The organism is Bacillus sp. S10(2024) (genome assembly GCF_050473865.1).
Lineage (GTDB): Bacteria > Bacillota > Bacilli > Bacillales > Bacillaceae_G > Bacillus_A.
This window is the reverse complement of record NZ_JBFLUR010000002.1, coordinates 1,980,238-2,004,070: the sequence shown is the minus strand read 5'-3', so window position 1 is coordinate 2,004,070 and position 23,833 is coordinate 1,980,238. Positions and strand designations below refer to the sequence as shown.

General features: G+C 37.1%; 27 protein-coding genes. 26 read left to right on the top strand and 1 reads right to left on the bottom strand.

Annotation, left to right across the window (positions count from 1 at the left end):
• The first annotated feature begins 14 nt into the window (after positions 1-14).
• From AB1280_RS10305 to AB1280_RS10215, 19 genes are all read left to right on the top strand, one after another.
• Complete coding sequence (locus tag AB1280_RS10305) at positions 15-722, top strand: demethylmenaquinone methyltransferase (protein ID WP_272189522.1); 708 nt, start codon at positions 15-17, stop codon at positions 720-722.
• A 166-nt stretch (positions 723-888) separates the two neighbouring features.
• The gene (hepT, locus tag AB1280_RS10300; protein WP_272189520.1) at positions 889-1,851 is read left to right on the top strand and encodes a heptaprenyl diphosphate synthase component II; all 963 of its coding nucleotides are present in this window, start codon (positions 889-891) and stop codon (positions 1,849-1,851) included.
• A gap of 122 nt (positions 1,852-1,973) precedes the next feature.
• A complete protein-coding gene (gene ndk / locus AB1280_RS10295) occupies positions 1,974-2,420 on the top strand; it encodes a nucleoside-diphosphate kinase (RefSeq protein WP_272189518.1) in 447 nt (148 codons plus the stop codon).
• Positions 2,421-2,732: 312 nt separating this feature from the next.
• Positions 2,733-3,905: a chorismate synthase gene (aroC, locus tag AB1280_RS10290; protein ID WP_272189517.1), complete on the top strand. Its 1,173-nt coding sequence runs from the start codon at positions 2,733-2,735 to the stop codon at positions 3,903-3,905.
• On the top strand, positions 3,905-4,996 hold the full coding sequence (aroB, locus tag AB1280_RS10285; RefSeq protein WP_429755764.1) for a 3-dehydroquinate synthase: 1,092 nt from the start codon (positions 3,905-3,907) through the stop codon (positions 4,994-4,996). The genes aroC and aroB overlap by 1 nt, the downstream gene beginning before the upstream one ends.
• The gene (aroH, locus tag AB1280_RS10280; protein ID WP_272189514.1) at positions 4,993-5,355 is read left to right on the top strand and encodes a chorismate mutase; all 363 of its coding nucleotides are present in this window, start codon (positions 4,993-4,995) and stop codon (positions 5,353-5,355) included. Before aroB ends, aroH begins: the two co-directional genes overlap by 4 nt.
• A 14-nt stretch (positions 5,356-5,369) precedes the next feature.
• Positions 5,370-6,482: a histidinol-phosphate transaminase gene (hisC, locus tag AB1280_RS10275; protein WP_429755763.1), complete on the top strand. Its 1,113-nt coding sequence runs from the start codon at positions 5,370-5,372 to the stop codon at positions 6,480-6,482.
• Positions 6,483-6,591: 109 nt separating this feature from the next.
• Entirely contained in the window at positions 6,592-7,881 is a 1,290-nt protein-coding gene (aroA, locus tag AB1280_RS10270) for a 3-phosphoshikimate 1-carboxyvinyltransferase (protein WP_429757326.1), read from the top strand.
• Positions 7,882-7,991: 110 nt separating this feature from the next.
• The gene (locus AB1280_RS10265) at positions 7,992-9,254 is read left to right on the top strand and encodes a tetratricopeptide repeat protein (protein ID WP_272189512.1); all 1,263 of its coding nucleotides are present in this window, start codon (positions 7,992-7,994) and stop codon (positions 9,252-9,254) included.
• Positions 9,255-9,327: 73 nt separating this feature from the next.
• Positions 9,328-9,864, top strand: coding sequence for a ReoY family proteolytic degradation factor (locus AB1280_RS10260; protein WP_429755762.1), 537 nt, complete (start codon positions 9,328-9,330; stop codon positions 9,862-9,864).
• 182 nt (positions 9,865-10,046) lie between these two features.
• The gene (locus tag AB1280_RS10255; RefSeq protein WP_272189510.1) at positions 10,047-10,505 is read left to right on the top strand and encodes a YpiF family protein; all 459 of its coding nucleotides are present in this window, start codon (positions 10,047-10,049) and stop codon (positions 10,503-10,505) included.
• Positions 10,506-10,645: 140 nt separating this feature from the next.
• Positions 10,646-11,158, top strand: coding sequence for a menaquinol-cytochrome c reductase iron-sulfur subunit (qcrA, locus tag AB1280_RS10250; protein ID WP_272189509.1), 513 nt, complete (start codon positions 10,646-10,648; stop codon positions 11,156-11,158).
• Positions 11,159-11,833 carry a menaquinol-cytochrome c reductase cytochrome b subunit gene (gene qcrB / locus AB1280_RS10245; protein WP_272189508.1) on the top strand — a complete coding sequence of 225 codons (675 nt, stop codon included), beginning with the start codon at positions 11,159-11,161 and terminating at the stop codon, positions 11,831-11,833.
• Between the two features lie 40 nt (positions 11,834-11,873).
• Positions 11,874-12,641 carry a menaquinol-cytochrome c reductase cytochrome b/c subunit gene (locus tag AB1280_RS10240; protein ID WP_272189507.1) on the top strand — a complete coding sequence of 256 codons (768 nt, stop codon included), beginning with the start codon at positions 11,874-11,876 and terminating at the stop codon, positions 12,639-12,641.
• A gap of 243 nt (positions 12,642-12,884) precedes the next feature.
• The gene (locus AB1280_RS10235; RefSeq protein WP_272189505.1) at positions 12,885-13,475 is read left to right on the top strand and encodes a DUF1405 domain-containing protein; all 591 of its coding nucleotides are present in this window, start codon (positions 12,885-12,887) and stop codon (positions 13,473-13,475) included.
• Between the two features lie 159 nt (positions 13,476-13,634).
• The gene (locus tag AB1280_RS10230; RefSeq protein WP_272189504.1) at positions 13,635-14,333 is read left to right on the top strand and encodes a TIGR01906 family membrane protein; all 699 of its coding nucleotides are present in this window, start codon (positions 13,635-13,637) and stop codon (positions 14,331-14,333) included.
• 85 nt (positions 14,334-14,418) lie between these two features.
• On the top strand, positions 14,419-15,201 hold the full coding sequence (gene ypjB / locus AB1280_RS10225; protein WP_429755761.1) for a sporulation protein YpjB: 783 nt from the start codon (positions 14,419-14,421) through the stop codon (positions 15,199-15,201).
• A gap of 120 nt (positions 15,202-15,321) precedes the next feature.
• The gene (locus AB1280_RS10220; protein WP_272189502.1) at positions 15,322-16,005 is read left to right on the top strand and encodes a zinc metallopeptidase; all 684 of its coding nucleotides are present in this window, start codon (positions 15,322-15,324) and stop codon (positions 16,003-16,005) included.
• Between the two features lie 318 nt (positions 16,006-16,323).
• The gene (locus AB1280_RS10215; protein ID WP_429755760.1) at positions 16,324-16,965 is read left to right on the top strand and encodes a uracil-DNA glycosylase; all 642 of its coding nucleotides are present in this window, start codon (positions 16,324-16,326) and stop codon (positions 16,963-16,965) included.
• 141 nt (positions 16,966-17,106) lie between these two features.
• On the opposite strand, the gene AB1280_RS10210 is transcribed toward AB1280_RS10215, so the two are convergent.
• Complete coding sequence (locus AB1280_RS10210; protein WP_429755759.1) at positions 17,107-17,988, bottom strand: YitT family protein; 882 nt, start codon at positions 17,986-17,988, stop codon at positions 17,107-17,109.
• Positions 17,989-18,213: 225 nt separating this feature from the next.
• On the opposite strand from AB1280_RS10210, the gene AB1280_RS10205 reads away from it, so the two are divergent.
• The 7 genes from AB1280_RS10205 to AB1280_RS10175 are packed head-to-tail and all read left to right on the top strand — an operon-like array spanning position 18,214 to position 23,768.
• The gene (locus tag AB1280_RS10205) at positions 18,214-18,555 is read left to right on the top strand and encodes a nucleotide pyrophosphohydrolase (protein ID WP_020059584.1); all 342 of its coding nucleotides are present in this window, start codon (positions 18,214-18,216) and stop codon (positions 18,553-18,555) included.
• A complete protein-coding gene (dapB, locus tag AB1280_RS10200; RefSeq protein WP_429755758.1) occupies positions 18,555-19,355 on the top strand; it encodes a 4-hydroxy-tetrahydrodipicolinate reductase in 801 nt (266 codons plus the stop codon). Before AB1280_RS10205 ends, dapB begins: the two co-directional genes overlap by 1 nt.
• Before the next feature lie 15 nt (positions 19,356-19,370).
• Positions 19,371-19,775, top strand: coding sequence for a methylglyoxal synthase (gene mgsA, locus AB1280_RS10195; protein ID WP_429755757.1), 405 nt, complete (start codon positions 19,371-19,373; stop codon positions 19,773-19,775).
• Between the two features lies 1 nt (position 19,776).
• Entirely contained in the window at positions 19,777-20,481 is a 705-nt protein-coding gene (gene bshB1 / locus AB1280_RS10190; RefSeq protein WP_272189496.1) for a bacillithiol biosynthesis deacetylase BshB1, read from the top strand.
• Positions 20,478-21,623 carry an N-acetyl-alpha-D-glucosaminyl L-malate synthase BshA gene (gene bshA / locus AB1280_RS10185; protein ID WP_272189495.1) on the top strand — a complete coding sequence of 382 codons (1,146 nt, stop codon included), beginning with the start codon at positions 20,478-20,480 and terminating at the stop codon, positions 21,621-21,623. The genes bshB1 and bshA overlap by 4 nt, the downstream gene beginning before the upstream one ends.
• Complete coding sequence (locus AB1280_RS10180) at positions 21,610-22,803, top strand: CCA tRNA nucleotidyltransferase (protein WP_429755756.1); 1,194 nt, start codon at positions 21,610-21,612, stop codon at positions 22,801-22,803. The genes bshA and AB1280_RS10180 overlap by 14 nt, the downstream gene beginning before the upstream one ends.
• Positions 22,788-23,768 (top strand): biotin--[acetyl-CoA-carboxylase] ligase, encoded by a 981-nt coding sequence (locus AB1280_RS10175; RefSeq protein WP_429755755.1) that lies wholly within the window; start codon positions 22,788-22,790, stop codon positions 23,766-23,768. Before AB1280_RS10180 ends, AB1280_RS10175 begins: the two co-directional genes overlap by 16 nt.
• The last annotated feature ends 65 nt before the right edge of the window (positions 23,769-23,833 follow it).

Sequence of the window (23,833 nt, the reverse complement as noted above, 5' to 3'; positions counted from 1 at the left end):
AAGAAGGGTAAAGCATGCAACAATCAAAAGAAGAAAGAGTACATGACGTATTTGAGAAGATATATAATAAATACGATGTAATGAATTCGGTTATTAGCTTTCAAAGACATAAAGCATGGCGCAAAGAAACAATGCGAATTATGGATGTTCAACCGGGCGGCATAACGCTTGATGTATGTTGTGGAACTGCTGACTGGACGATTGCGCTTGCTGATGCAGTCGGTCCAACGGGGAAGGCATATGGATTAGATTTTAGTAAAAATATGCTTTCTGTTGGAAAAGAGAAAGTGGCTGCTTTACAATTAAGTCAAGTAGAATTACTTCATGGTAATGCGATGGAATTGCCATTTGAGGATAACACGTTTGATTATGTCACAATTGGATTTGGACTCCGGAACGTACCAGATTATATGCAGGTATTAAAGGAAATGACACGTGTTGTAAAACCTGGTGGAAAGGTTATTTGTTTAGAAACATCTCAGCCGACAATGATTGGAATCCGCCAAGGTTACTTGTTATATTTTAAATATATCATGCCGTTGTTTGGAAAGTTATTTGCAAAAAGCTACAAAGAATATTCTTGGTTACAAGAATCTGCAAGTACATTTCCAGGGATGAAAGAATTGGCTCATATGTTTGAAGAAGCTGGATTAGAAAAAGTACAAGTAAAGCCGTTTACTTTTGGAGTAGCAGCAATGCACTTAGGATACAAACCGAAGTAAACGAGGGAATGTATTCTTTTTTGATGGAAAGCGTTCAGCAATCAGGAACATCGCAGAAGTTATCTCCTACCTTCTTTTTTATTTTATGATAATTTTAAGGTAGGAGTCTTGTTATTCATTAGAGCGGGATAAAATAGAAAAGAAGTTTTAGGTTAAGGTGAACGATATGAAGTTACAACTTATGTATTCTTTTTTACGATCGGATATTGATAAAATTGAGAAAGAACTAAAAATAGTTGTTGCTTCTGAGCAACAATTGCTGGAAGAAGCAGCGTTGCAACTAATTGATGCTGGTGGAAAGCGAATCCGACCTGTTTTTGTTCTGCTTGCAGGGAAATTTGGGGATTATAAGCTTGATGTGATTAAACATGTTGCGGTTGCATTAGAGCTTATCCATATGGCTTCTCTTGTGCATGATGATGTAATTGATGCCGCTCTTTTAAGAAGAGGAAGTGCGACTGTAAATGCCAATTGGGGTGACCGTATTGCGATGTATACAGGTGACTATTTATTTGCCAAGTCCCTAGAATGCATTACAAATTTAGAAAGTCCAGAAGTGCATAAAGCATTATCAAATACAATTCTTGAAGTGTGTAAAGGTGAAATTGAGCAAATTAAAGATAAGTATGAATTTGGGCAAAATTTACGAACGTATCTACGTCGTATTAAGCGGAAAACGGCATTGTTAATTGCAGCTAGCTGTCAATTGGGTGCAATTGCATCTGGTTCCTGTCGTGATACTGTAAATCGTTTATTTTGGTATGGATACTTTGTAGGTATGTCATATCAAATTATTGACGATATTTTAGATTTTGTGTCAACGGAAGAAAAGCTTGGAAAGCCAGCCGGTGGAGATTTATTACAAGGTAATATTACACTTCCTGTTTTATATGCAATGGAGGACCCAGCACTTCGCGAGAGAATTGTTCAAGTCAATGAAAATACGTCTTCGGATGAAATGAAGGCAATTATTGAAGCAGTCAAAAATAGTGATGCAATTGATCGCGCTTTTGCATTTAGCGAAAGATATTTACATAAGGCATTAGATGTGATTAAGCCATTGCCTCGCGGACAGGCCAAACTGGCGTTACAAAATGTTGCAAAGTATATTGGAAAGCGTAAATTTTAAATGTTTTTCGAGGAAAATAATAATCTCTCCATTTCAAAACTATTGCACAATTCTGATAAGGGTGATACTATGTGTTTGGGGATATACAATTATATACATAATGAGAAGTGGAGAGATTTATTATGGAAAAAACGTTCTTAATGGTAAAACCAGATGGTGTACAGCGTGCAATCGTAGGGGAGATTGTTGCTAGATTTGAAAGAAAGGGTTTTCAATTAGTCGGTGCTAAGCTTATGCAAATCACACCAGAGATTGCTGGAGAGCACTACGCTGAACATAAAGAAAGACCATTCTTCGGTGAATTAGTAGATTTCATTACATCTGGACCTGTTTTTGCGATGGTATGGCAAGGTGAAGGCGTTGTTGAAACAGCTCGTAATATGATGGGAAAAACAAAACCAAGTGAAGCTGCACTTGGTACAATTCGCGGTGACTTTGGACTAACAGTTGGAAAAAATATTATTCACGGTTCAGATTCTCTAGAAAGTGCAGAACGTGAAATTGGAATTTTCTTCAAAAAAGAAGAGCTAGTTGAGTATTCTAGAGCAATGAATGAGTGGATTTACTAATTATTTCAAAATAATTTGTAATCGCTTTAAAAATAGTGAATAGAATGGAAAAGCGCAAGAAAGGATGGTTATATTCCTTCTTGCGCTTTTTTGTTTTAAATTATGTAAATCTATTTTGATGTTTTAATATATAAGTCACTGCTATGCAGAAGAAAAAGGAACTGACCGCTTCTATGCACGGTCAGATGCTCTCGCTAACCTAAAAAGAAAGTGGTTTTTATGTCGTGTCTTCAATTTGTACTTATATAGTTACGAAACAATAAAGGTTATGATATAGTGTTACATAAATAATGGAGTAAAGGGGAGTAACCGATGCGATATATAACAGCTGGTGAATCTCATGGACCGCAACTAACGACAATATTAGAGGGGATTCCAGCAGGTTTATCTTTAGTAGCAGATAATATTAATACGGAGTTAGAAAGAAGACAAAAAGGCTACGGTCGTGGACGCCGCATGCAAATTGAAAAAGATCAAGTCCAAATTTTAAGCGGCGTTCGTCATGGATATACAATAGGTGCACCAATTACGCTTGTTGTCGAAAATCGTGATTTTACACATTGGACAAAAATTATGGGGGCAGAGCCGTTAACAGATGAAGAATCAAAAGAAGTAAAACGGCAAATTACACGACCTCGTCCAGGGCATGCAGATCTAAACGGAGCAATTAAGTACGGCCATCGTGATATGCGAAATGTATTAGAGCGTTCTTCTGCCAGGGAAACGACGGTTCGTGTTGCTGCCGGAGCTGTTGCCAAGCGTATTTTAGAAGAATTGGGGATAAAAGTAGCGGGACATGTTATTGAAATTGGAGGAGTAAAAGCAGAAAAGCAATCGTATACCTCTATTGCAGAGCTACAAACAATTACAGAGGCATCTCCTGTTCGCTGTTTAGATGAAGAATCAGGAAAGAAAATGATGCAGGCAATTGATAATGCGAAAACAAACGGAGATTCTATCGGAGGAATCGTTGAAGTTGTTGTCGAAGGGATGCCGATTGGTGTTGGAAGTTATGTACATTACGATCGTAAATTGGATGCAAAACTTGCATCGGCGATCATGAGTATTAATGCATTCAAAGGTGTGGAGATTGGAATTGGCTTTGAAGCGGCTCATAAGCCTGGAAGTCTTGTTCATGACGAGATTTTATGGGACAAGGATAATGGATATACAAGACGTACAAATAACGCGGGTGGATTAGAAGGTGGCATGACGACTGGGATGCCAGTTATTGTTCGCGGAGTTATGAAACCAATTCCAACTCTATATAAACCACTGCAAAGTATAGATATTGATACGAAAGAAGTGTTTCAAGCAAGTATTGAGCGTTCTGATAGCTGTGCAGTGCCAGCAGCAAGTGTTGTAGCAGAAGCTGTTGTAGCTTGGGAACTTGCAGCAGCTGTCATTGAACAATTTGGAACGGATCGCATCGATTTAATTCGTGAAAATATTAAGAAACATAACGAATATGCGAGGGAGTTTTAATGGAGACAATACAGATTCAAACAAGTTCTAAGCAATACAATGTGTATGTCGGCAATGATGTACTATCACAACTATCGACACTTATAGAAAATATGAAACCAGCTGTTTCAAATATTTTACTGATTTCTGACGAAACGGTAGCATCATTTCATTTAGACGAAGTGATAAATACTTTGCAGGTAAAGAAGGACGTATTTTCGTTCGTGGTCCCAAGTGGCGAGAAAGAAAAATCGTTTGAAAATTATTATGCTGCTCAAACGTTTGCGCTTGAAAAAGGTCTAGATCGTCATGCTCTTATTCTAGCGCTTGGCGGCGGAATGATTGGGGATTTAGCAGGATTTGTTGCAGCAACGTTTATGAGAGGGATTCGATTTGTCCAAATACCGACAACTTTACTTGCACATGACAGTGCAGTTGGAGGGAAAGTGGCAATTAATCATCCGCTTGGGAAAAATATGATTGGCGCATTTCATCAGCCAGAAGCGGTAATTTATCATACTCCGTTTTTAAATTCGCTTTCAGAAAAAGAATGGCGCTCCGGTTTTGCGGAGGCAATTAAACATTCACTTATTGGGGATGTAGAATTATATCATTGGCTTCGTAAAGAAGTGAAACAGTTGACTGATTTAAGAGATGATAAATTAATTTATACACTGCAACGTGCGATTCCAGTAAAAGCACAAATTGTTGCAGAGGATGAAACTGAAAAAGGTATTCGTGCTCACTTAAATTTTGGACATACACTTGGGCATGCACTTGAAAAAGAGATGGGATATGGAAACATAACACATGGTGATGGCGTTGCAATTGGTATGTTATTTGCTATTTTTTTAAGTGAACAAATCTATGAAAAAGACCTTCAATATAAGGAAATCAAACGTTGGTTTACGGCATATGGCTATCCAAGTATGCCGAATACACTTGATGTGAACCGTCTTATTCACGTAATGAAACAAGATAAAAAAGCGAACGGTGGAACAATTCGTATGGTCGTTATGCAGGAGATTGGGGTAGTAGATGTCGTATCTATTTCAGATGAGACCGTCCGAACGGCTTTAGAAGCATTTCAAAGAGAGGGGGAGTCTATTTGATCCGCGCGATTCGCGGCGCAACTACAGTCAATTGTAATGAAAAAGAACAAATATTGACTGTAACAGAGCGTTTAGTGAAAAAAATGGCAAGCGATAATAGAGTTTCTCCTGTTGATATTGTATCTGTACTCATTTCAACAACAGCTGATTTAAATGCATGTTTCCCAGCGGAGGCATTAAGACGTATTGAAGGCTGGTCATATGTACCGGTCATGTGCATGAAAGAAATAGAAGTACCAGATGCTCTTGAGAAATGTATTCGCGTTATGATGACGGTTATGACAAATAAACAACAACATGAAATTCAACATGTCTATTTGGAGAAAGCGGTACAACTAAGAACCGATTTACAAAAATGACAGGGGGAATTCGAATGAAAGTAAAAGAGCAATTATTGTCGCTCAAAGCGTATGTGCCAGGAAGAAATATTGAAGAAGTAAAGAGACAATATGGACTATCTAAAATTGTGAAACTAGCGTCAAATGAAAATCCATTTGGATGTTCAAAACGTGTAGATGAAGCGCTGGCGTCGTTAGCTGGGCGATATGCGCTCTATCCGGACGGCGGGGCGTATGCTCTTCGTGAAAAATTAGCAGTACATCTTCATGTGAAAGGAGAACAAATTTTATTTGGTAGCGGCTTAGATGAAGTAATTCAAATGATTAGCCGTGCTCTTTTACAAGAAGGAACAAATGTTGTCATGGCAAAGCCGACATTTTCACAATATCGTCATCATGCCGTAATTGAAAAAGCGGAAATACGTGAAGTGCCTTTAAAAGATGGTACACATGATTTAGAGGCAATGCTTGCACAAGTTGATGAGCATACACGAATTGTATGGATTTGTAACCCAAATAATCCGACCGGAACATATGTAGCAGAAAAACAATTACTTTCATTCTTAGAGGCAGTTCCGAAAACAACACTTGTTATTATGGATGAAGCATACTATGAGTATGCTGGAGCGCGAGATTATCCGCAAACATTACCATTTCTAGAGAAATATGAAAACCTTATGGTATTGCGTACATTTTCAAAAGCATACGGATTAGCGTCATTTCGCATTGGTTATGCAGTCGGAAATGAAAAATTAATGCGTTCGTTAGAAATTGCTAGATTACCATTTAATACGTCATTGATTGCACAGGTAGTTGCGCAAGCTGCTATTGAAGATCAAGCGTTTTTACAAGAGTGTGTGAGAGTGAATAACGAGGGAATGCAGCAATATTATGATTTTTGTGAGAAGTATCAAGTATTTTATTATCCATCACAGACGAATTTTATCTTTTTAGAACTTGGACTTCCAGGTGATGAGGTTTTTGAAAGATTATTGCAAACAGGATACATCGTTCGTTCTGGTGGCCCGCTTGGTTTACCGAATGGTATTCGTATTACGATTGGAACGAAAGAAGAGAATGCTGAAATTATTGCAGTGCTTATTGAACTCATAGAAAAAAACGTGAGAAAAGAAGAGACATATTCATAAAAAAGAAACGGCTCCATGACTAGGAGTCGTTTCTTTCATCTTATTTGCGAAAAGAAGAAAGAAAGAAGTAGAATAAAGAGAGAATACATAGTTGAATATTAACGAGGTGATAGAGGTGAAACGATTAACAAAGATTAAAAATGGATTAAACGGGACGATTTTTATTCCTGGAGATAAGTCCATTTCGCATCGTGCTGTAATGTTTGGGGCGATTGCAGAAGGGGTAACAAAGATTACAAATTTTCTTCAAGGCGAAGATTGCTTAAGTACAATTGCTTGTTTTCAAAAGTTAGGTATCACGATTGAACAAAATGGTACCGATGTCACTGTATATGGAAAAGGATTACAAGGATTAGTAGAACCAAAAGAAGTATTAGATGTTGGAAATTCAGGAACGACAATTCGGTTAATGCTTGGTATACTCGCAAATGTACCATTTCATTGTACAGTTATTGGAGATGATTCAATTGGAAAACGTCCGATGAAACGTGTTACAGAACCTCTTCGTCAAATGGGTGCGAAAATTGATGGGAGAGAAGGTGGGCAGTTTACGCCCCTGTCGATTAGAGGAGGGAATATAGAAGGTATACATTATTCTTCTCCGGTAGCAAGTGCGCAGGTGAAATCAGCTGTTCTCCTTGCAGGACTGCAAGGGGAAGGTGTGACAACTGTGACAGAACCATTACAATCTCGTGATCATACAGAGCGTATGCTACGTGCGTTTAATTGCGATGTTACTGTTGACGGATTAAATGTATCATTACAAGGTGGACAAAAGCTCTCTAGCGTAAATATTGAGGTGCCAGGAGACATCTCTTCTGCTGCCTTTTTCTTAGCGGCAGGTGCAATTGTATCAAATAGTAAAATTGTACTGAAAAATGTAGGGTTAAATCCAACAAGAACTGGGATTCTTGATGTACTATCCCAAATGGGGGCCAATTTATCCATAGATAATATTCGAAATGAAGAGTTTGAACCATGTGGTGATATTACAGTTGAAACTTCACAGCTAAGAGGGATAGAGATTGGTGGTACGCTCATCCCAAGACTCATTGATGAAATTCCAATTATAGCATTGTTAGCAACGCAAGCTGAAGGGATAACGGTAATTAAGGATGCAGAAGAATTAAAAGTAAAAGAAACGAATCGCATTGATACAGTTGTGAATGAATTGAAAAAATTAGGAGCAAATATTGAAGCGACAGAAGATGGTATGATTGTCCGTGGTAAAATGCAATTACATGGAAATATGGTAAATAGTTATGGAGATCATCGCATTGGTATGATGTTAGGCATTGCAGCCTGTATAGCAGATGGAGAAGTTATCATAGAAAATAGTGAAGCGGTAGCTGTGTCGTATCCAAACTTCTTTCAACAGTTATACATGCTGCAAAGCTAAAAGAATCTTTTCCTTTTTGAGAAGGTTCTTTTCTTCATCGTGACGGTTGATTACATAGAAGCAGTTGTTTATTATGAAATTTACTAAGTATTTATAAAAAGGAGCAAGTTATGCAAAAGTTTGAGCAAGCTGTTACATATATTGAAAACGGAGAAGTGGAGAAAGGATTACAACTATTAGCAGAACAAGTAAAACAAAGTACAGATGAAGAAAAGTATGATATTGCTCGTTATTACTATACGCTAGGATTTGTAGATCAAGCGTTAGAAATAGCAGAAGATTTACATTTGTTATATCCGGAAGAAAGTGAGTTCACACTATTTTTAGCAGAGTTATATATTGATTTAGATAAAGAAGATGAAGCCATTGAAGTACTTCATGATATTCCAGAGAATGATGAATTATATGTGCAATCTCTATTACTTGCATCTGATTTATATCAAATGCAAGGTTTTGACGAAGTAGCAGAACAAAAATTATTAAAAGCGAAAGCAATGATGCCGGATGAACCAGTGGTTGCTTTTGGACTTGGGGAATTATATAGCAGTAAAGGTGAAGATAGTAAAGCAATTCCATATTATGAATCATTACTTCCAGAGCATAAAGTAATGGGCGGTGTTGTTGTTGCGCTTCGCTTGGCTGAAAATTTAAGTGCACTTGGACAATGGGCTGAGGCCATTTCTTATTATGAGGAAGGTTTAGAAGAGCAGAAGGATATACATTCTTTATTTGGATTTGCATTTACGCTCTATCAAGGAGAACAGTACCAAAGAGCAATCGCTATGTGGGAAGAATTAAAAGAGTTAGATCCAGAATATGCATCTTTATATATGTATTTGGCAAAATGCTATGAAAAAGAAGGGATGCTTCAAGAAAGTTATGAAACGCTTCAAGAAGGAATAAAAATTGACGAATTATCGATACCGTTTTATGTGGAGTTTGCTAATATAGCGGCGAAACTAGGAAACAGAAATGAAGCGGAAGCTGCGCTGAAAAAAGCATTAGAGCTTGATCCTTCACATTTAGGGGCCACATTAAAGTATTCATACATCTTAAAAGAAGAAGAAAGATATGAAGAAATTATTGCTGTTGTAGAAAAAGCCATTGATAATGGAGAGACAGATATGCAATTAGTTTGGGATATTGCTTATGCGAAAAAACAATTAGAATTGTATTCAGATGCATTAAAACATTACCAAAGCGCATATACTTCTTTTAAGAATCATCCAGACTTCTTAGAGGAGTACGGCTACTTCCTGTTAGAAGAAGGGTTGCGAAAAGAGGCGAAAGAAGTATTTACACGTTTACTACAACTAGATCCAACACAAACTCATATTGAAGAATTATTATATAATTTAGAAGATTTTTCTTAAGTTGGAAGGAAACTGATTACTGCTTCTTGAATGTAAAAAAGAAAAAAGAAGGGCAGAGGAGGGATTAAGCGCGATGAATACCCCTGTTTCTGTGAACGAAAAGAAAGATTTCGTAAAATGGTTTTTAAATAATTATCAACTGAAACAGCGAGAATGTGTTTGGATTTTAAATTATTTAATGAGTCATGATCAATTAATGGATAAGGTGCATTTTGTAGAGCATGCGAAATATTGTCCACGTGGTCTGGTGATGTCCGCAAATTGTGTGAAAGATTTACCGTTTCATTTTTATAAACAAAATGTGATGACGACTGACGCGGAAAAATCCTTTCATGATATTCGTTTAAACAGAGATGAAGATATTTATATTCAGCTTAACTTTAAATCATCTTTTCAAAATGCGAATTATGTTGCGGTGTTAGAAGAGAATCCGTACTTACCGAAGAATATCGAAGTAAATGAAAAAGATCGTTTATTGGCAGAGCGATTTTTAGAGGAAAGTGTATATTCATTTCGGAAAGAACGACTTTTAAAATTAATTGACGAAGCACTTGATACTCAAGATGAAGAAGCATTCCGCAAGTTAACAGGTGAGTTAAAACGATTATAAATTTCTTTATAAGAGGGAATTTTGACAATTTTTAGACTACTCCAAAGAAAAGCCATCTTTTAAAGGTGGTTTTTCTTTTTTTACCTTTATCTGTATGGTTTAATAGAAATAAAGTGAACTATTTTGTAATCAGTTGAATCACATTGTTAGAGGAGTAGTGAAGGGAAAGGGGGCTATTGCGGATGAAATGGGCTGTAGCAGATGTAGAACAATATGAAAAAACAAGAGAATATATTGATACAGGAATTATACCACTTCTTTCAGTTTCGTTTGAAAAGGGGATGAAGACAGCTGCTGTAGAAGGAGAATTTATTTCTACTTTAACTAGAGAGCTAGAAAGGGAGTATAAAGGTAGAGTATTCTTATTACCATCATTTACGTATGTAGAAGGTGCACATGTAAGTGAACGTCAACGTCTATGCGATTGGACGAACTATTTAAAAGCGAAGGGTTTACGGCATATCGCGTTAATTACAAGTGATTTTTCTTGGAAAGAAATCGAATATGAGTTACCAGAACAATTATTTTGTTTACCTGCACTACCGTTAGACCAGCTTAGTGATCAAGCGAAAAGAGAAATAATTCATGCACAAATAAAAAATATTATGGAAATATTAACTGAAAAATGGGAAAATAAATAATTAATAGAAGTTTTGGATAATTAAGATTAGTATGATATTGACCGATGTAGTAGGGTATTATATCATGAGAGTGTCCTAGTCTTTATCTTTTATTTCAATTTTTCACGGGGGACAATTTCTGATAGAGGGGGGAAATTTTCGTGAGTGAGAGAGAACATAGGGTGTCAAGAAGACAGTTTTTAAACTACACTCTTACAGGTGTAGGAGGATTTATGGCAGCGGGGATTTTAATGCCAATGACGCGTTTTGCGCTTGACCCAGTTCTAAGGAAAGAAGCAGGGGGGGAAATGGTTGCGGTCGCGCAAGTGAAAGATATTACGGCTGAACCGAAACGCTTCGATTTTAAGGTAAAGCAAGTTGACGGTTGGTATAAATCAGAAGAACCAAAGTCAGCGTGGGTACACAAAGATGAAAGCGGAGACATTGTGGCATTCTCCCCAATTTGTAAGCATTTAGGATGTACAGTAAACTGGAATTCGGACAAGGCACATCCAAATCAATTTTATTGCCCGTGTCACGGGGGGCGTTATACGAAAGATGGAAAGAACATAAAGGGAACACCGCCGCTTGCGCCGCTTGATGTGTATGAGTCAAAGGTGAAAGATGGAACGCTTTATTTAGGTAAAGCGAAGCCACAAGGGGGGGCAAAGTAGATGTTAAATAAAATTTATGATTGGGTAGATGAACGGCTTGATATTACGCCCTTGTGGCGCGATATTGCAGACCATGAAGTGCCGGAACATGTAAACCCAGCGCATCACTTTTCTGCCTTTGTTTACTGCTTTGGAGGTCTTACATTTTTTATAACTGTTATTCAAATTTTATCAGGAATGTTTTTGACAATGTATTATGTACCAGATATTAAAAATGCGTGGGAATCTGTCTATTACTTACAAAATGAAGTGGCATATGGACAAATTGTTCGCGGTATGCATCACTGGGGAGCAAGTCTCGTTATCGTGATGATGTTTTTACATACACTTCGAGTTTTCTTTCAAGGTGCTTATAAAAAGCCTCGTGAATTAAACTGGATTGTCGGCGTTCTTATTTTCTTTGTTATGTTAGGATTAGGTTTTACAGGATATTTATTACCATGGGATATGAAGGCATTATTCGCAACAAAAGTAGGGATTCAAATTGCAGAACAAACACCACTTATTGGACCCTATGTAAAAACGTTGCTTGCCGGCCACTCCGAAATTGTCGGTGCCCAAACATTAACTCGCTTCTTTGCTATTCACGTATTCTTCTTGCCAGCTGCACTTCTAGGATTAATGGCAGTTCACTTCATCATGATTCGCAAACAAGGTATTTCTGGTCCACTATAAGATTATTAAACTTAAAGAATATAATTAAAGGAGGGAGACTATGCATCGCGGCAAAGGGATGAAGTTTGTCGGAGATTCGCGGGTACCTGCTGTCAGAAAACCGAATATTCCAAAAGATTACTCGGAGTATCCTGGGAAAACAGAAGCATTTTGGCCAAACTTTTTATTAAAAGAGTGGATGGTTGGTGCCGTCTTTTTAATTGGCTATCTTTGTTTGACAGTGGCGCATCCATCGCCATTAGAAAGAATTGCAGATCCTACAGATACAGGATATATACCACTTCCAGACTGGTATTTCTTATTTCTGTATCAATTGCTTAAGTATTCTTATGCATCTGGTCCGTATACGGTCATTGGTGCATTTATTATGCCGGGTATCGCATTTGGCGCATTATTACTTGCTCCATTTCTTGACCGGGGGCCAGAACGAGGTCCGTTTAAACGTCCAGTTGCAACAGGATTTATGCTGTTAGCGTTGGCATCTATCGTTTTTCTAACATGGGAATCTGTTGCCACGCATGATTGGGCAGCGGCGAAAAAGCAAGGTGCAATTGTAAAAACGGTACAAGTTGATAAAAATGATGACGGTTATAAAATTATGCAAAAAAATACATGTTTAACATGTCACGGTGAAAACTTGCAAGGGGGAGCAGCTGCACCAGCATTGCAAAACTTGACGTTAAAGCCAGAAGAAATTGCGAAAATTGCAAAAGAGGGAAAAGGTGCAATGCCAAAAGGCGTTTTTAAAGGAACGGATGAAGAGATGAAGAAATTATCGGAATTTATTGAGAAATACAATAAAAAATAAAGTGAAACTTCCATTAGTGGGGGGGCATCCCACTAATGATAGAAAGCTTGCCCAATCGGGATAAATGAGAGCTGACTACAACTTTGTAGTCAGTTTTTCTATTTTACGCAGGGAATTTGCTATAATAAAGTGAAACCTCTATCAGTGCGAGGCTACTCTCCCGTTAATGGTAGCACAATGCATTCTTGTTACGGTTCATGGATTATAGAGATGTTCATTTTTGGAAAGTTGAGGTATGTCTATTTGGTATATATATATTTGTTATTAAGACAACGTTCCTTTCTATGGCTTTTGCTCATTATTAATATTTTAGGAACAATTTATGGGTATATTTGGTATAAAAATCAGTTGGTAGAAACACCGGCTATTTTTTGGCCGTTTGTTCCAGATAGTCCAACAGCAAGTTTGTTTTTTGTTTTTGTATTAATTGCGTTTATAAAAAAGAAAAATTGGGGTTTAATGGAAGTGTTAGCGGTTGTCACATTAGTCAAATATGGGATTTGGGCCGTTGTAGTAAATGTATTAACTCTTATTGTAACGGGGTATATTGGAATAGAAGGATATATACTTATTGTTTTTCATATGGCAATGGCTGTACAAGGGCTTTTATACGCACCATTTTATCGAATGAAATATTGGCATTTTATCATTGCGGTTATTTGGACATTACATAATGATGTTGTCGATTATGTATGGGGACAAATGCCGAAATACAGTGTTATGTATATGTATGATCGCCAAATTGGCTATTTTACATTTTGGCTTAGTATCGTTGTTTTGACTACTACATACTATTTTTGTCTAAGAGAGAAAAGATTAACGCTTTCTTTATAAGGCGAAACTTCCATCAGGGAGGGGATTCATCCCCCACTGATGGAAAGCCCGACTGATCGGGCTATAACGGGCAGTTATCTCGCACCTAGATTTTTCATTTTTGGGGTCTTACTGTCCACGAATAGCGGGATAAATATAAATAAGGAATGGGGCAGAGGAATGAATTCACATAGCATATATTCGAAAATTTGGAATGGGACCTTAGTATGTATTGTTCCTTTTTGTATTGCTTTTAGTATTTTCTCAATTGCAGTTATGTGTGTTGTATATGGGAAAGGGATTTATTACGTAGAGATTGACATGTTAAATATACCGCAAATGGCAAATATGACAAAAGAAGCAATTATTCAAAATTATGATGCGCTTATTAGTTACCTTTCTCCTTTTTATAATAAACCATTACATTTCCCAACTTTAGAAATGTCTGAGAAGGGAAGAATTCATTTTGTTGATGTGAAAAATATTCTTGTTGCAATTCAATATGCTATGTATATAGGTATTTGTATATCTTTTATTGGGGGAGTTTATCTAATACGAAAACAAAGGGAAAAGTTTTTGTTCTATGCAGCGATTCATACAATTGTCTTCCCGATTGTACTCATACTCCCAATCTCAATCAATTTTGAAAAGAGTTTTGTATTTTTTCATGAACTTCTTTTTCAAAACGATTATTGGTTGTTTGACCCAGAGACTGATCCTATTATTCGTATGTTGCCAGAACAATTCTTTATGCATGCAGCCTGTATAATTTTATTACTAATTCTATTTGGGAGTGCTTGTTGTTATAGTTTATATCGTTTTTTTATGAAAAAGAGAGGAGTGTATACAGGAATTCGTAACGCCACAACGGAAAAGTAAACGTTCACTTTAATTGGGAGCGGTTCAAGGTCTATTCTTGTCCACTAGTTCATATATTGTACTAGAAGCTATAGGGGGGACAAGAATGAAAAAAGTATTAGCTGGAATTATAGCGTTTATGTTTATATTGTTTCCTATTCGGATATATGCAGCTACCTGGAATGAGTTAACGGGGTTGTTAGATGACTCACTCCAATTTGTAAAACAAGAAGAATATGACAAAGCGACACAACTATTAACGCATTTTTCTCAGCAATTTTTAAATGCTGAGAAAAAAAAGAAAATAGAACCGGAGCATATTCGTGTGATTTCTCTTGCTTATGATAAAGCATTTCAATCATTAGAAGGTCAAGGGATTAATAAACAAATAAAAATAGATGATGTGATCGCACTTCGTCTTGTGTTGGATGCAGAAGTGTCGAAATATCAGCCGCTTTGGATGGAACGAGAAGAAAATGTGATGAGTGCATTTGGGAAAATTGAAAATGCACTGCAAAAGGAAGAACATGACCGTTTTCAACAAGCATTAAACGTATTTTTGCATGAATTTGATATTGTTTATCCAAGTTTAATGATTGATTTGCCTGAAGAAGAGTTGCAACGTGTGAATTCTCATTTGTCGTACTTAGATGAATTTCGTTATATGATGATCCAAAATAAGAGCGGACAAACACAAGTGAAAATTATAAAAGATGATTTGAAAAAAATTTTTCGTACAGCGAAAAAGGATGAAGTAGATTCTTCACTCATATGGTTTATGACTGTAACTGGTGGCATTATTATTTTTACATTAACGTATGTTGGCTGGAGAAAATATAAAGGAGAAAAAGATAAACAAAAAAGTACGTTGCATTCCAAAAATAGATAAGTCTGTTTTTCAAACGAAGTGAAAAATAGAAACGATGTTGTAAGGTTTCTTTGTTGACAATATGATGGGAAGAAAATAAAATGGTTATTACTATTAACAAAAATTTATGGGAGGTTCATGATGGGTTTCTATTTAATTTACTTTGCTATCATCATGATCATACCGATGTATGCACAGTCTAGAGTACGCAGCGCATATAGTAAATACTCACAAGTGTATTCAACTTCTGGTATGACAGGAGCAGAAGTGGCTCGTAAGATTTTAGATGAGAATGGTTTGTACAATATAGCGGTAGAAGAAACGCCAGGACATTTATCTGACCATTATGACCCAAGATCGAAAACAGTTCGTTTATCACCAGATAACTATTATGGTCATTCTGTAGCAGGGACAGCGGTAGCTGCACACGAAGTTGGACATGCGATTCAAGATGCAAAAGATTATAACTTTATGCGTTTCCGTCATTCACTTGTTCCTGTTGCAAATTTTGGTTCAAATATGTCATGGGTTTTCATTATGATCGGTATGTTTGCGCATATGGCAAACTTATTGTTCTTAGGGATTATCCTAATGGCAGCAGGTGTGTTATTCCAACTTATTACATTGCCAGTTGAATTTGATGCATCAAAACGTGCAATGCAGCAAATTGAAACACTTGGAATTGTATCAACGGATGAATATGGACAAGCTCGTAAAGTATTAAATGCAGCAGCTCTTACGTACGTCGCAGCAGCGGCCGTAGCGGTATTTGAATTACTTCGTCTTGTATTAATTTATACAGGAATGCAACGTAACGATGATTAAAGACTATTGATTTTGATAGTCTTTTTTCTTTTGTCCCGTCACCTAGTATAAAACATAGTATTGAATTACCATATGAACAAGTCCAGTTAGTTAGTATGAAAGTACTAATAAGAGATGAATTCCAGTATATTCGAGAATACGGTGCTGGAGGAAGATAACAATTAGCGGAGAAATGTAAGGAAACGGGTAGTTATCATGGTACTTTCAAAGACAGAATATCGCGTGTTTAATTCGAGTTTTAGGAAGTAGGTTCCATGTTTATAGACATTTCATATTATTAAAAGAATCGGGTTTCAATCAAAATAAACCATGCAGGAGGTGATAAACATGAAATATCCAGAGGGATTGGTAGAGCAAGCGAGAGAGCGAATGTCTCCCTATCCTGTTGAAGGCTTTGTGTATGGACAAGGGCCACAAAATCCAAAAATGATGCTCGTAGGAGAAGCGCCAGGCGAAACAGAAATTCATAACGGGATACCTTTTAGCGGAAGAGCCGGTAAACAGCTTATAGATTTTCTTAAGCGAATTGGTGTAACAAGGGAAGAAGTATACATTACGAGTGCAGTACGTAGTCGTCCGTATAAATGGGGTGAGAAACGAGAACGGAACGGAGAAATTGTGAAGCGTAAGTACAACCGTACGCCAAATCAGCAGGAAATACTTGCTCACGCTCCCGTTTTAGATTACGAAATTGAACATATTCAAGCACCTATTATTGTTACGCTAGGAAACATTGCCCTTAAACGTTTAGTTGGTTCAGACAAAAAGGTGTCAGAGATGCACGGTCAATTGTTTATTCAACCTGTTCGGCAGCTAGCAAATTCTAATAGCACAACCTATACTTGGACAGAGAAAGCCTATCCCATTTTTCCAACGTTTCATCCCGCTTCCATTTTTTATAATCGCAGTTTATTGGATTTAATTCATGAGGATTTAGAGAAATTAAGGGAGCATATTTAGGTCAACTTAGCCACCACTTAAACGCTAACACGTTTGAAGTGGTGGCTTAAAAAAGGCCCTGACCGCTCCTATGCACGGCCAAAGGCTCTGGTCCACCCTGAAAAGAAAGGTTTTTTATATTCTTTTTAAAAACTTGTATAGTTAATTATGTAACGGATTTTTGTTCTCATCAAGCGTAAATCCTTCCCCAACAACATCATGCACATCACTTACAGCAACGAAAGCGTGAGGATCAACAGATGTAATGATACTTTTCAGTTTTACAATTTCATTTTTCGCAACAACGCAATATAAAACGTGTCGTTCCGTTTTTGTGTATGTACCGATTCCTTTTAAGAAAGTTGCTCCGCGGTCCATATCTGATAAAATTTTTTCGGCAATCTCATCATTTTTCTCAGATATAATTGTTGCTCCTTTTGCAGCATAGGCACCTTCTTGCATAAAATCAATGACTTTAGCCCCAATAAAGACAGCAACTAATGTATACATTCCTTCTCGGTATGATAAATATGTAAGGATTGATAAGATAATGACAACGGCATCAAACATAAACATCGTTTTTCCCATACTCCAGCCGATATATTTATGAGCTAATCGTGCAATAATATCAACACCGCCAGTTGTGCCGCCATACTTGAAAATAATCCCTAATCCTACCCCGATAAATAAACCAGCAAACAATGCGGCAAGTGTCATATCGTTTTGTAAGTTCAAATGTAAATTAAACGCATCATAACGCTGGAAAACCCAAAGAAATAATGAAACGCTAAATGTTCCGATTAATGTATAAAAAAATGTCGTACGACCAAGCATTTTCCAACCGATAAAAAAGATTGGTATATTTAAAAGTAAGTTTGTATAGGAAGGATCCAGTGAAAATAGAAAGTAAAGTAGTAATGTAATCCCAGTAAAACCACCTTCTGCTAGATGGTTTTCAATATTAATATTAACGATGCCAAATGAGAAAATAGCGGAACCAACTAGAATGAAAAGAATGTTTCGAATTTTTAAATTTAGTTTCATGCGAATCCCCCTAGTATGTAGTGATAATCTTAGCTTGTCCTTATGGATAGTATACGTAATATATAGAAAAATTGGCAAGAAAACTTCACACGGAGAAAGAGGAAACGGTCCCTTCAAGATTAGATGGGAATCGGTATCCTCAAAAACATGATAAATAAGCGATAACATTTGTCAAATCGCTATGAATTGGCTAACATGATAATGGAAGGATTTGAGGTGAATAACATGGAACAAAAAACAATGAAAGATATGCAAAAGGAAGTAGATGCATATATTGGTCAATTTAAAGAAGGATACTTTAGTCCGCTTGCGATGCTAGCTCGTTTGACAGAAGAGATGGGAGAGCTTGCAAGGGAAATTAATCATTATTATGGTGAAAAGCCAAAGAAAAGTACAGAAAAAGAGCGTACAATTGAAGAAGAACTTGGTGATGTGTTATTTGTGATGATCTGTATGGCAAATAGCTTAAACATTGATTTAGAAACAGCTCATAATATAGTTATGGAGAAATTTAATACGCGTGATAAAGATCGCTGGACACGTAAAGATGAGGGAGAGACAGAATAATGAAAGAAATTAAAGTAATTATTGCAGGGCCGAGAGGACGCATGGGGCAAGAGGCGGTACTTCTTATGGAAAGAACACCGCATTTCAATTTAGTTGCTGCTGTTGATTATAAACATGGTGGAAAGAAAATTTCTGACATTGCTGGATTACCTAACATAGATGCTCCAATTTATACAGATTTACATACTTGTTTAGATGAAGTAGAAGCGGATGTTTTACTAGATTTAACAACACCAGAAATCGGAAAAAAACATGTAACTCTTGCAGTAGAACGAGGAGTTCGTTCTGTTATCGGAACAACAGGTTTTACAGAAGAAGAATTACAACAATTAACAGAAACGGCAAAGGAAAAACAAGTTGGTACAATTATTGCACCAAACTTTGCAGTTGGAGCTGTTTTAATGATGAAGTTTTCGCAAATGGCAGCGAAATATTTCCAAGATGTTGAGATTATTGAATTACATCATGACCAAAAATTAGATGCTCCGTCTGGTACAGCTGTGAAAACAGTGGATTTAATTCGTCAAAATCGTGAGTCAAAACAACAAGGGCATCCAGATGAAACAGAACAATTAGTAGGTGCACGCGGTGCAAATGTTGATGGTATTCATATTCATAGCGTACGTTTACCAGGATTAATTGCACATCAAGAAGTACTATTTGGCGGAGATGGACAAATGTTAACAATTCGTCATGATTCTTTTAACCGTGCATCATTTATGTCAGGAGTAAAACTTTCTATTGAAACAGTGATGAACTTAGATCATCTTGTATATGGTTTAGAAAATATTATTGACTAAAGGGGAAAAATGAAGATGAAGATTGCCTTAATTGCCCATGATAAAAAGAAAAATGATATGGTCTCATTTGCGTACGCATACCAGCCTATTTTAGAAAGGCATATGTTGTTTGCAACAGGAACGACAGGTCTTCGAATTATGGAGGCGACAGGTATGTCTGTGACAAGATACCAATCTGGTCCACTTGGTGGAGATCAGGAAATTGGTGCAATGATTGCAAAAAATGACTTAGATATGGTGATCTTCTTCCGTGATCCGTTGACATCACAGCCACATGAACCTGATGTGAATGCACTTCTTCGTTTATGTGATGTATATTCCATTCCACTTGCAACGAATATGGCAAGTGCGGAGCTTTTAATGCATGCATTAGAGCGTGGTGATTTAGATTATCGAAAGCTACGAAAACGAGGGGAATAACATGAACGGATTACATATATTAGCTTTTGGTGCCCATGCCGATGACGTTGAAATCGGTATGGCAGGCACGATTTCAAAATATACAAAACAAGGATATGAAGTAGGGATTTGTGATTTAACAGAGGCGAATCTTTCTTCTAATGGAACAGTAGAGCTGCGAAAACAGGAAGCAATGAAAGCAGCTGATATACTTGGTGTCCAAAAGCGTATGAACCTAGCGATGCCAGACCGAGGCCTCTATATGAAGGAAGAGTATATTCAAGAGATCGTGAAAATCATCCGTACATATAAACCGCAACTTGTATTCGTGCCATTTTATGAGGATCGTCATCCGGATCATGCGAATTGCGCTAAACTTGTAGAAGAAGCCATTTTCTCAGCGGGGATTCGTAAATATATGCCGGAATTTCCACCGCATCGTGTACAATCACTCTATTTCTACATGATTAATGGTTTTCATAAACCAGATTTTTGTATTGATATTAGTTCTTCTATTTCTGATAAGGTTGCTGCGTTAGAGGCGTATGAAAGTCAATTTACTAAAGGACCAAGCGGTGTTATGACTCCATTGACAGAAGGATATGTAGAGACAGTTGTAGCGCGGGAAAAAATGTTTGGAAAAGAAGTTGGCGTGATGTATGCAGAAGGGTTTATGAGCAATAGGCCAATTCTATTAAATCAAGATTTAATAGGGGGAGTAAAATGAAATTAAAAATAGGGATTACATGTTATCCTTCTGTTGGCGGTTCTGGAGTGGTTGGAACGGAATTAGGGAAGTTGTTGGCAGAGCGTGGACATGAAATCCACTTTATTACATCAGGATTGCCATTTCGTTTAAATAAAGTATATCCGAATATTTATTTTCATGAAGTAACAGTGAATCAATATTCTGTTTTCCAATACCCTCCGTATGACTTGGCGTTAGCAAGTAAAATGGCAGAAGTAGCGCAGAGAGAAAAGTTAGATATATTGCATGTACATTATGCAATTCCACATGCGGTTTGTGCATATTTGGCAAAGCAAATGATTGGAGAGAATATTAAAATTGTCACGACATTGCACGGAACAGATATCACAGTACTCGGGTCCGATCCTTCTTTAAATAATTTAATTCGTTTTGGAATTGAGCAATCGGATGTTGTGACGGCTGTATCACATTCACTTATTGAAGAAACGTACGAATTAATAAAAACAAAAAAAGAAATTCAAACAGTTTATAATTTTATTGATGAGCGTGTGTATTTTCAGCGCGATATGTCACAGTTAAGAAAAGAATATGGTATACAAGAAGACGAAAAAGTATTAATTCATATTTCGAACTTTCGTAAAGTAAAACGTGTTCAGGATATCGTGAAATCATTTGCCCTTATTGTAAAACAAGTAAAAGCAAAACTATTACTCGTTGGTGATGGTCCTGAGTTTTGTACGATTGTACAGCTTGTAAAGCATTTAGATATTGAGAATCAGGTCTTATTTTTAGGAAAACAAGATAATGTAGCAGAGCTTTTGACGATGAGTGATCTCATGCTTCTATTGTCTGAAAAAGAAAGCTTTGGACTCGTATTACTTGAGGCAATGGCGTGTGGTGTCCCTTGTATTGGTACACGTACTGGCGGGATTCCCGAAGTCATTCAACATGGAGAAACGGGATACATATGTGAAGTAGGAGATATAGAATGCGTCTCGCAGCAAGCAGTGCAGCTTCTTCAAGATGATACATTACATGCTAAAATGGCCGAGCGTTCTATCCAAGTGGCGTATGAACAATTTGGCTCAGAAATGATTGTTTCACAATATGAAGCAATTTATTATGACATACTAAGGGATGACAAACATGCAACGATTTAAACGAGCAGCTTCAATTATTAAGACGTTAACAGAGAACGGCTTTGAAGCTTATTTTGTAGGTGGGAGTGTGCGCGATTATATTATTGGTAGATCAATTGGTGATATCGATATTGCGACATCGGCTCTGCCGGATGATGTGATGCGTCTATTTCCGCGTCACGTTCCTGTTGGCATTGAACACGGGACGGTTATTGTTTTACAAGAAGATATTCCATATGAAGTAACGACATTTCGAACAGAAGGCGATTATGAAGATTTCAGGCGTCCTAGCAGTGTGCAATTTGTTCGTTCATTAGATGAAGATTTGCAGCGCCGTGATTTTACAATGAATGCGATTGCGATGAAAGAAACGGGAGAAATAGTTGATTTATTTGGCGGACAAGAAGCAATTGCCAAGAAGGAAATCGCAACTGTCGGAAATCCAATTGACCGCTTTCAAGAGGATGCTCTGCGAATGATGCGCGGCATTCGTTTTGTTAGTACACTTGGTTTTACATTAGAAGAAGGAACAAAACAAGCCATTATAGAACATGGACATTTGTTGGAACATATCGCAATTGAAAGAATTGCAGTTGAATTTGAAAAGTTACTTGTCGGGACACATTGTGCAAAAGGGCTTCAGCTATTGGTAGAAACGAAATTATATGAGCATTTACCTTATTTACAAATGTGCGGTGACTTCATTTCAAAAGCGGCCGAGCATGATTGGAGCTTCTTTAAAAATGATATTGAAGCGTGGGCGTTCTTTTTATATTGTGTTAAAGAAGAACATCCATCTGTTTTTTTACGACAATGGAAATTCTCAAATAAAAAGATTAAAGAAATTGTATCCGTTATATTATATGTAAAAGCGCGAGAAAAACAAGAGTGGGATGCACTTTTATTATATAAAGCTGGAAAAGATGTTGCGGTTATGGCCGAGCGTGTATATGAAGGTATTATGAATACATATTTACATTCGAATGTTGAGAATGTAGAGAAGCTATATGATGATCTACCAATTTCAAATCGTCAAGAGTTGCAAGTTAGTGGCAATGATTTATTAACATGGTCAAACGAGCAGGCAGGACCGTGGGTTGCGAATGTTTTGCAAAAAATTGAAGAAGAAGTCGTATACGGACGATTGAAAAATGAGAAAGAGTGTATAAAGGAGTGGCTGTATAGATGCAATCTGCTATAAGAAAACAGTTATTGCAAATCTTTTCTGAGGCGAATGGTGAATTTCTATCAGGTCAAACGATTAGTGAGAAGCTTGGGTGCTCAAGAACAGCTGTGTGGAAGCACATGGAGGTCCTTAGAGAAGAAGGATATGAGCTAGAAGCTGTAAGACGCTTAGGATATCGGATTGCCAGTAAACCGGACAAAGTAACGGCAAATGAAATTCAACTTGGTTTACAAACAGAGTTTCTAGGCCGAACAGTATACTTTGAAGAGTCGGTAACATCTACACAGCAAATCGCAGCTCGTCTTGCTTATGAAGGAGTGGCTGAAGGAACTGTTATTGTTGCAGAGGAGCAAACAGCAGGTCGTGGTCGATTAAGCAGAAAGTGGTACTCACCAAAAGGAACAGGAATTTGGATGAGCATTATTTTGCGCCCGACAGTTCCGATCCATCAAGCGCCGCAATTAACATTATTAGCCGCTGTGAGCGTAGCGCAGGCTATTGAAAAATGCACAAATCTTTCCGTTGGCATTAAATGGCCGAATGATATTTTAATTAATGGTAAGAAAGTAGTTGGCATTTTAACAGAAATGCAAGCAGATCCTGATAAAATTAATGCTGTTATTATTGGAATTGGCATTAATGTGAATCAAAAGCAAGAGCATTTTGCTGAAGATATCCAGCACATAGCTACTTCTTTAGCAATTGAATCTGGAAAAACGATCGTACGGGCTGAACTGATGCAGCAAATCTTTTTGCAGATGGAAAAGCTATATAAAGAGTATTTAGAACGAGGTTTTTCAGTGATTAAGCTTCTTTGGGAAAGCTACGCTGTGAGTATTGGAAAAGAAATTACAGCGCGTATGATGACAAATACAATTACGGGAATTGCAAAGGGAATTACGGCTGATGGTGTTCTTATACTTGAAGATCATGATGGGGTTGTACATCATATTCATTCCGCTGATATTGAAGTAAAGTGAAACGTTTAGCAGTTATTTTTCACTTCATTGTTAAAAAAAGTGAAGGGCTATTGTATATGGAAAAT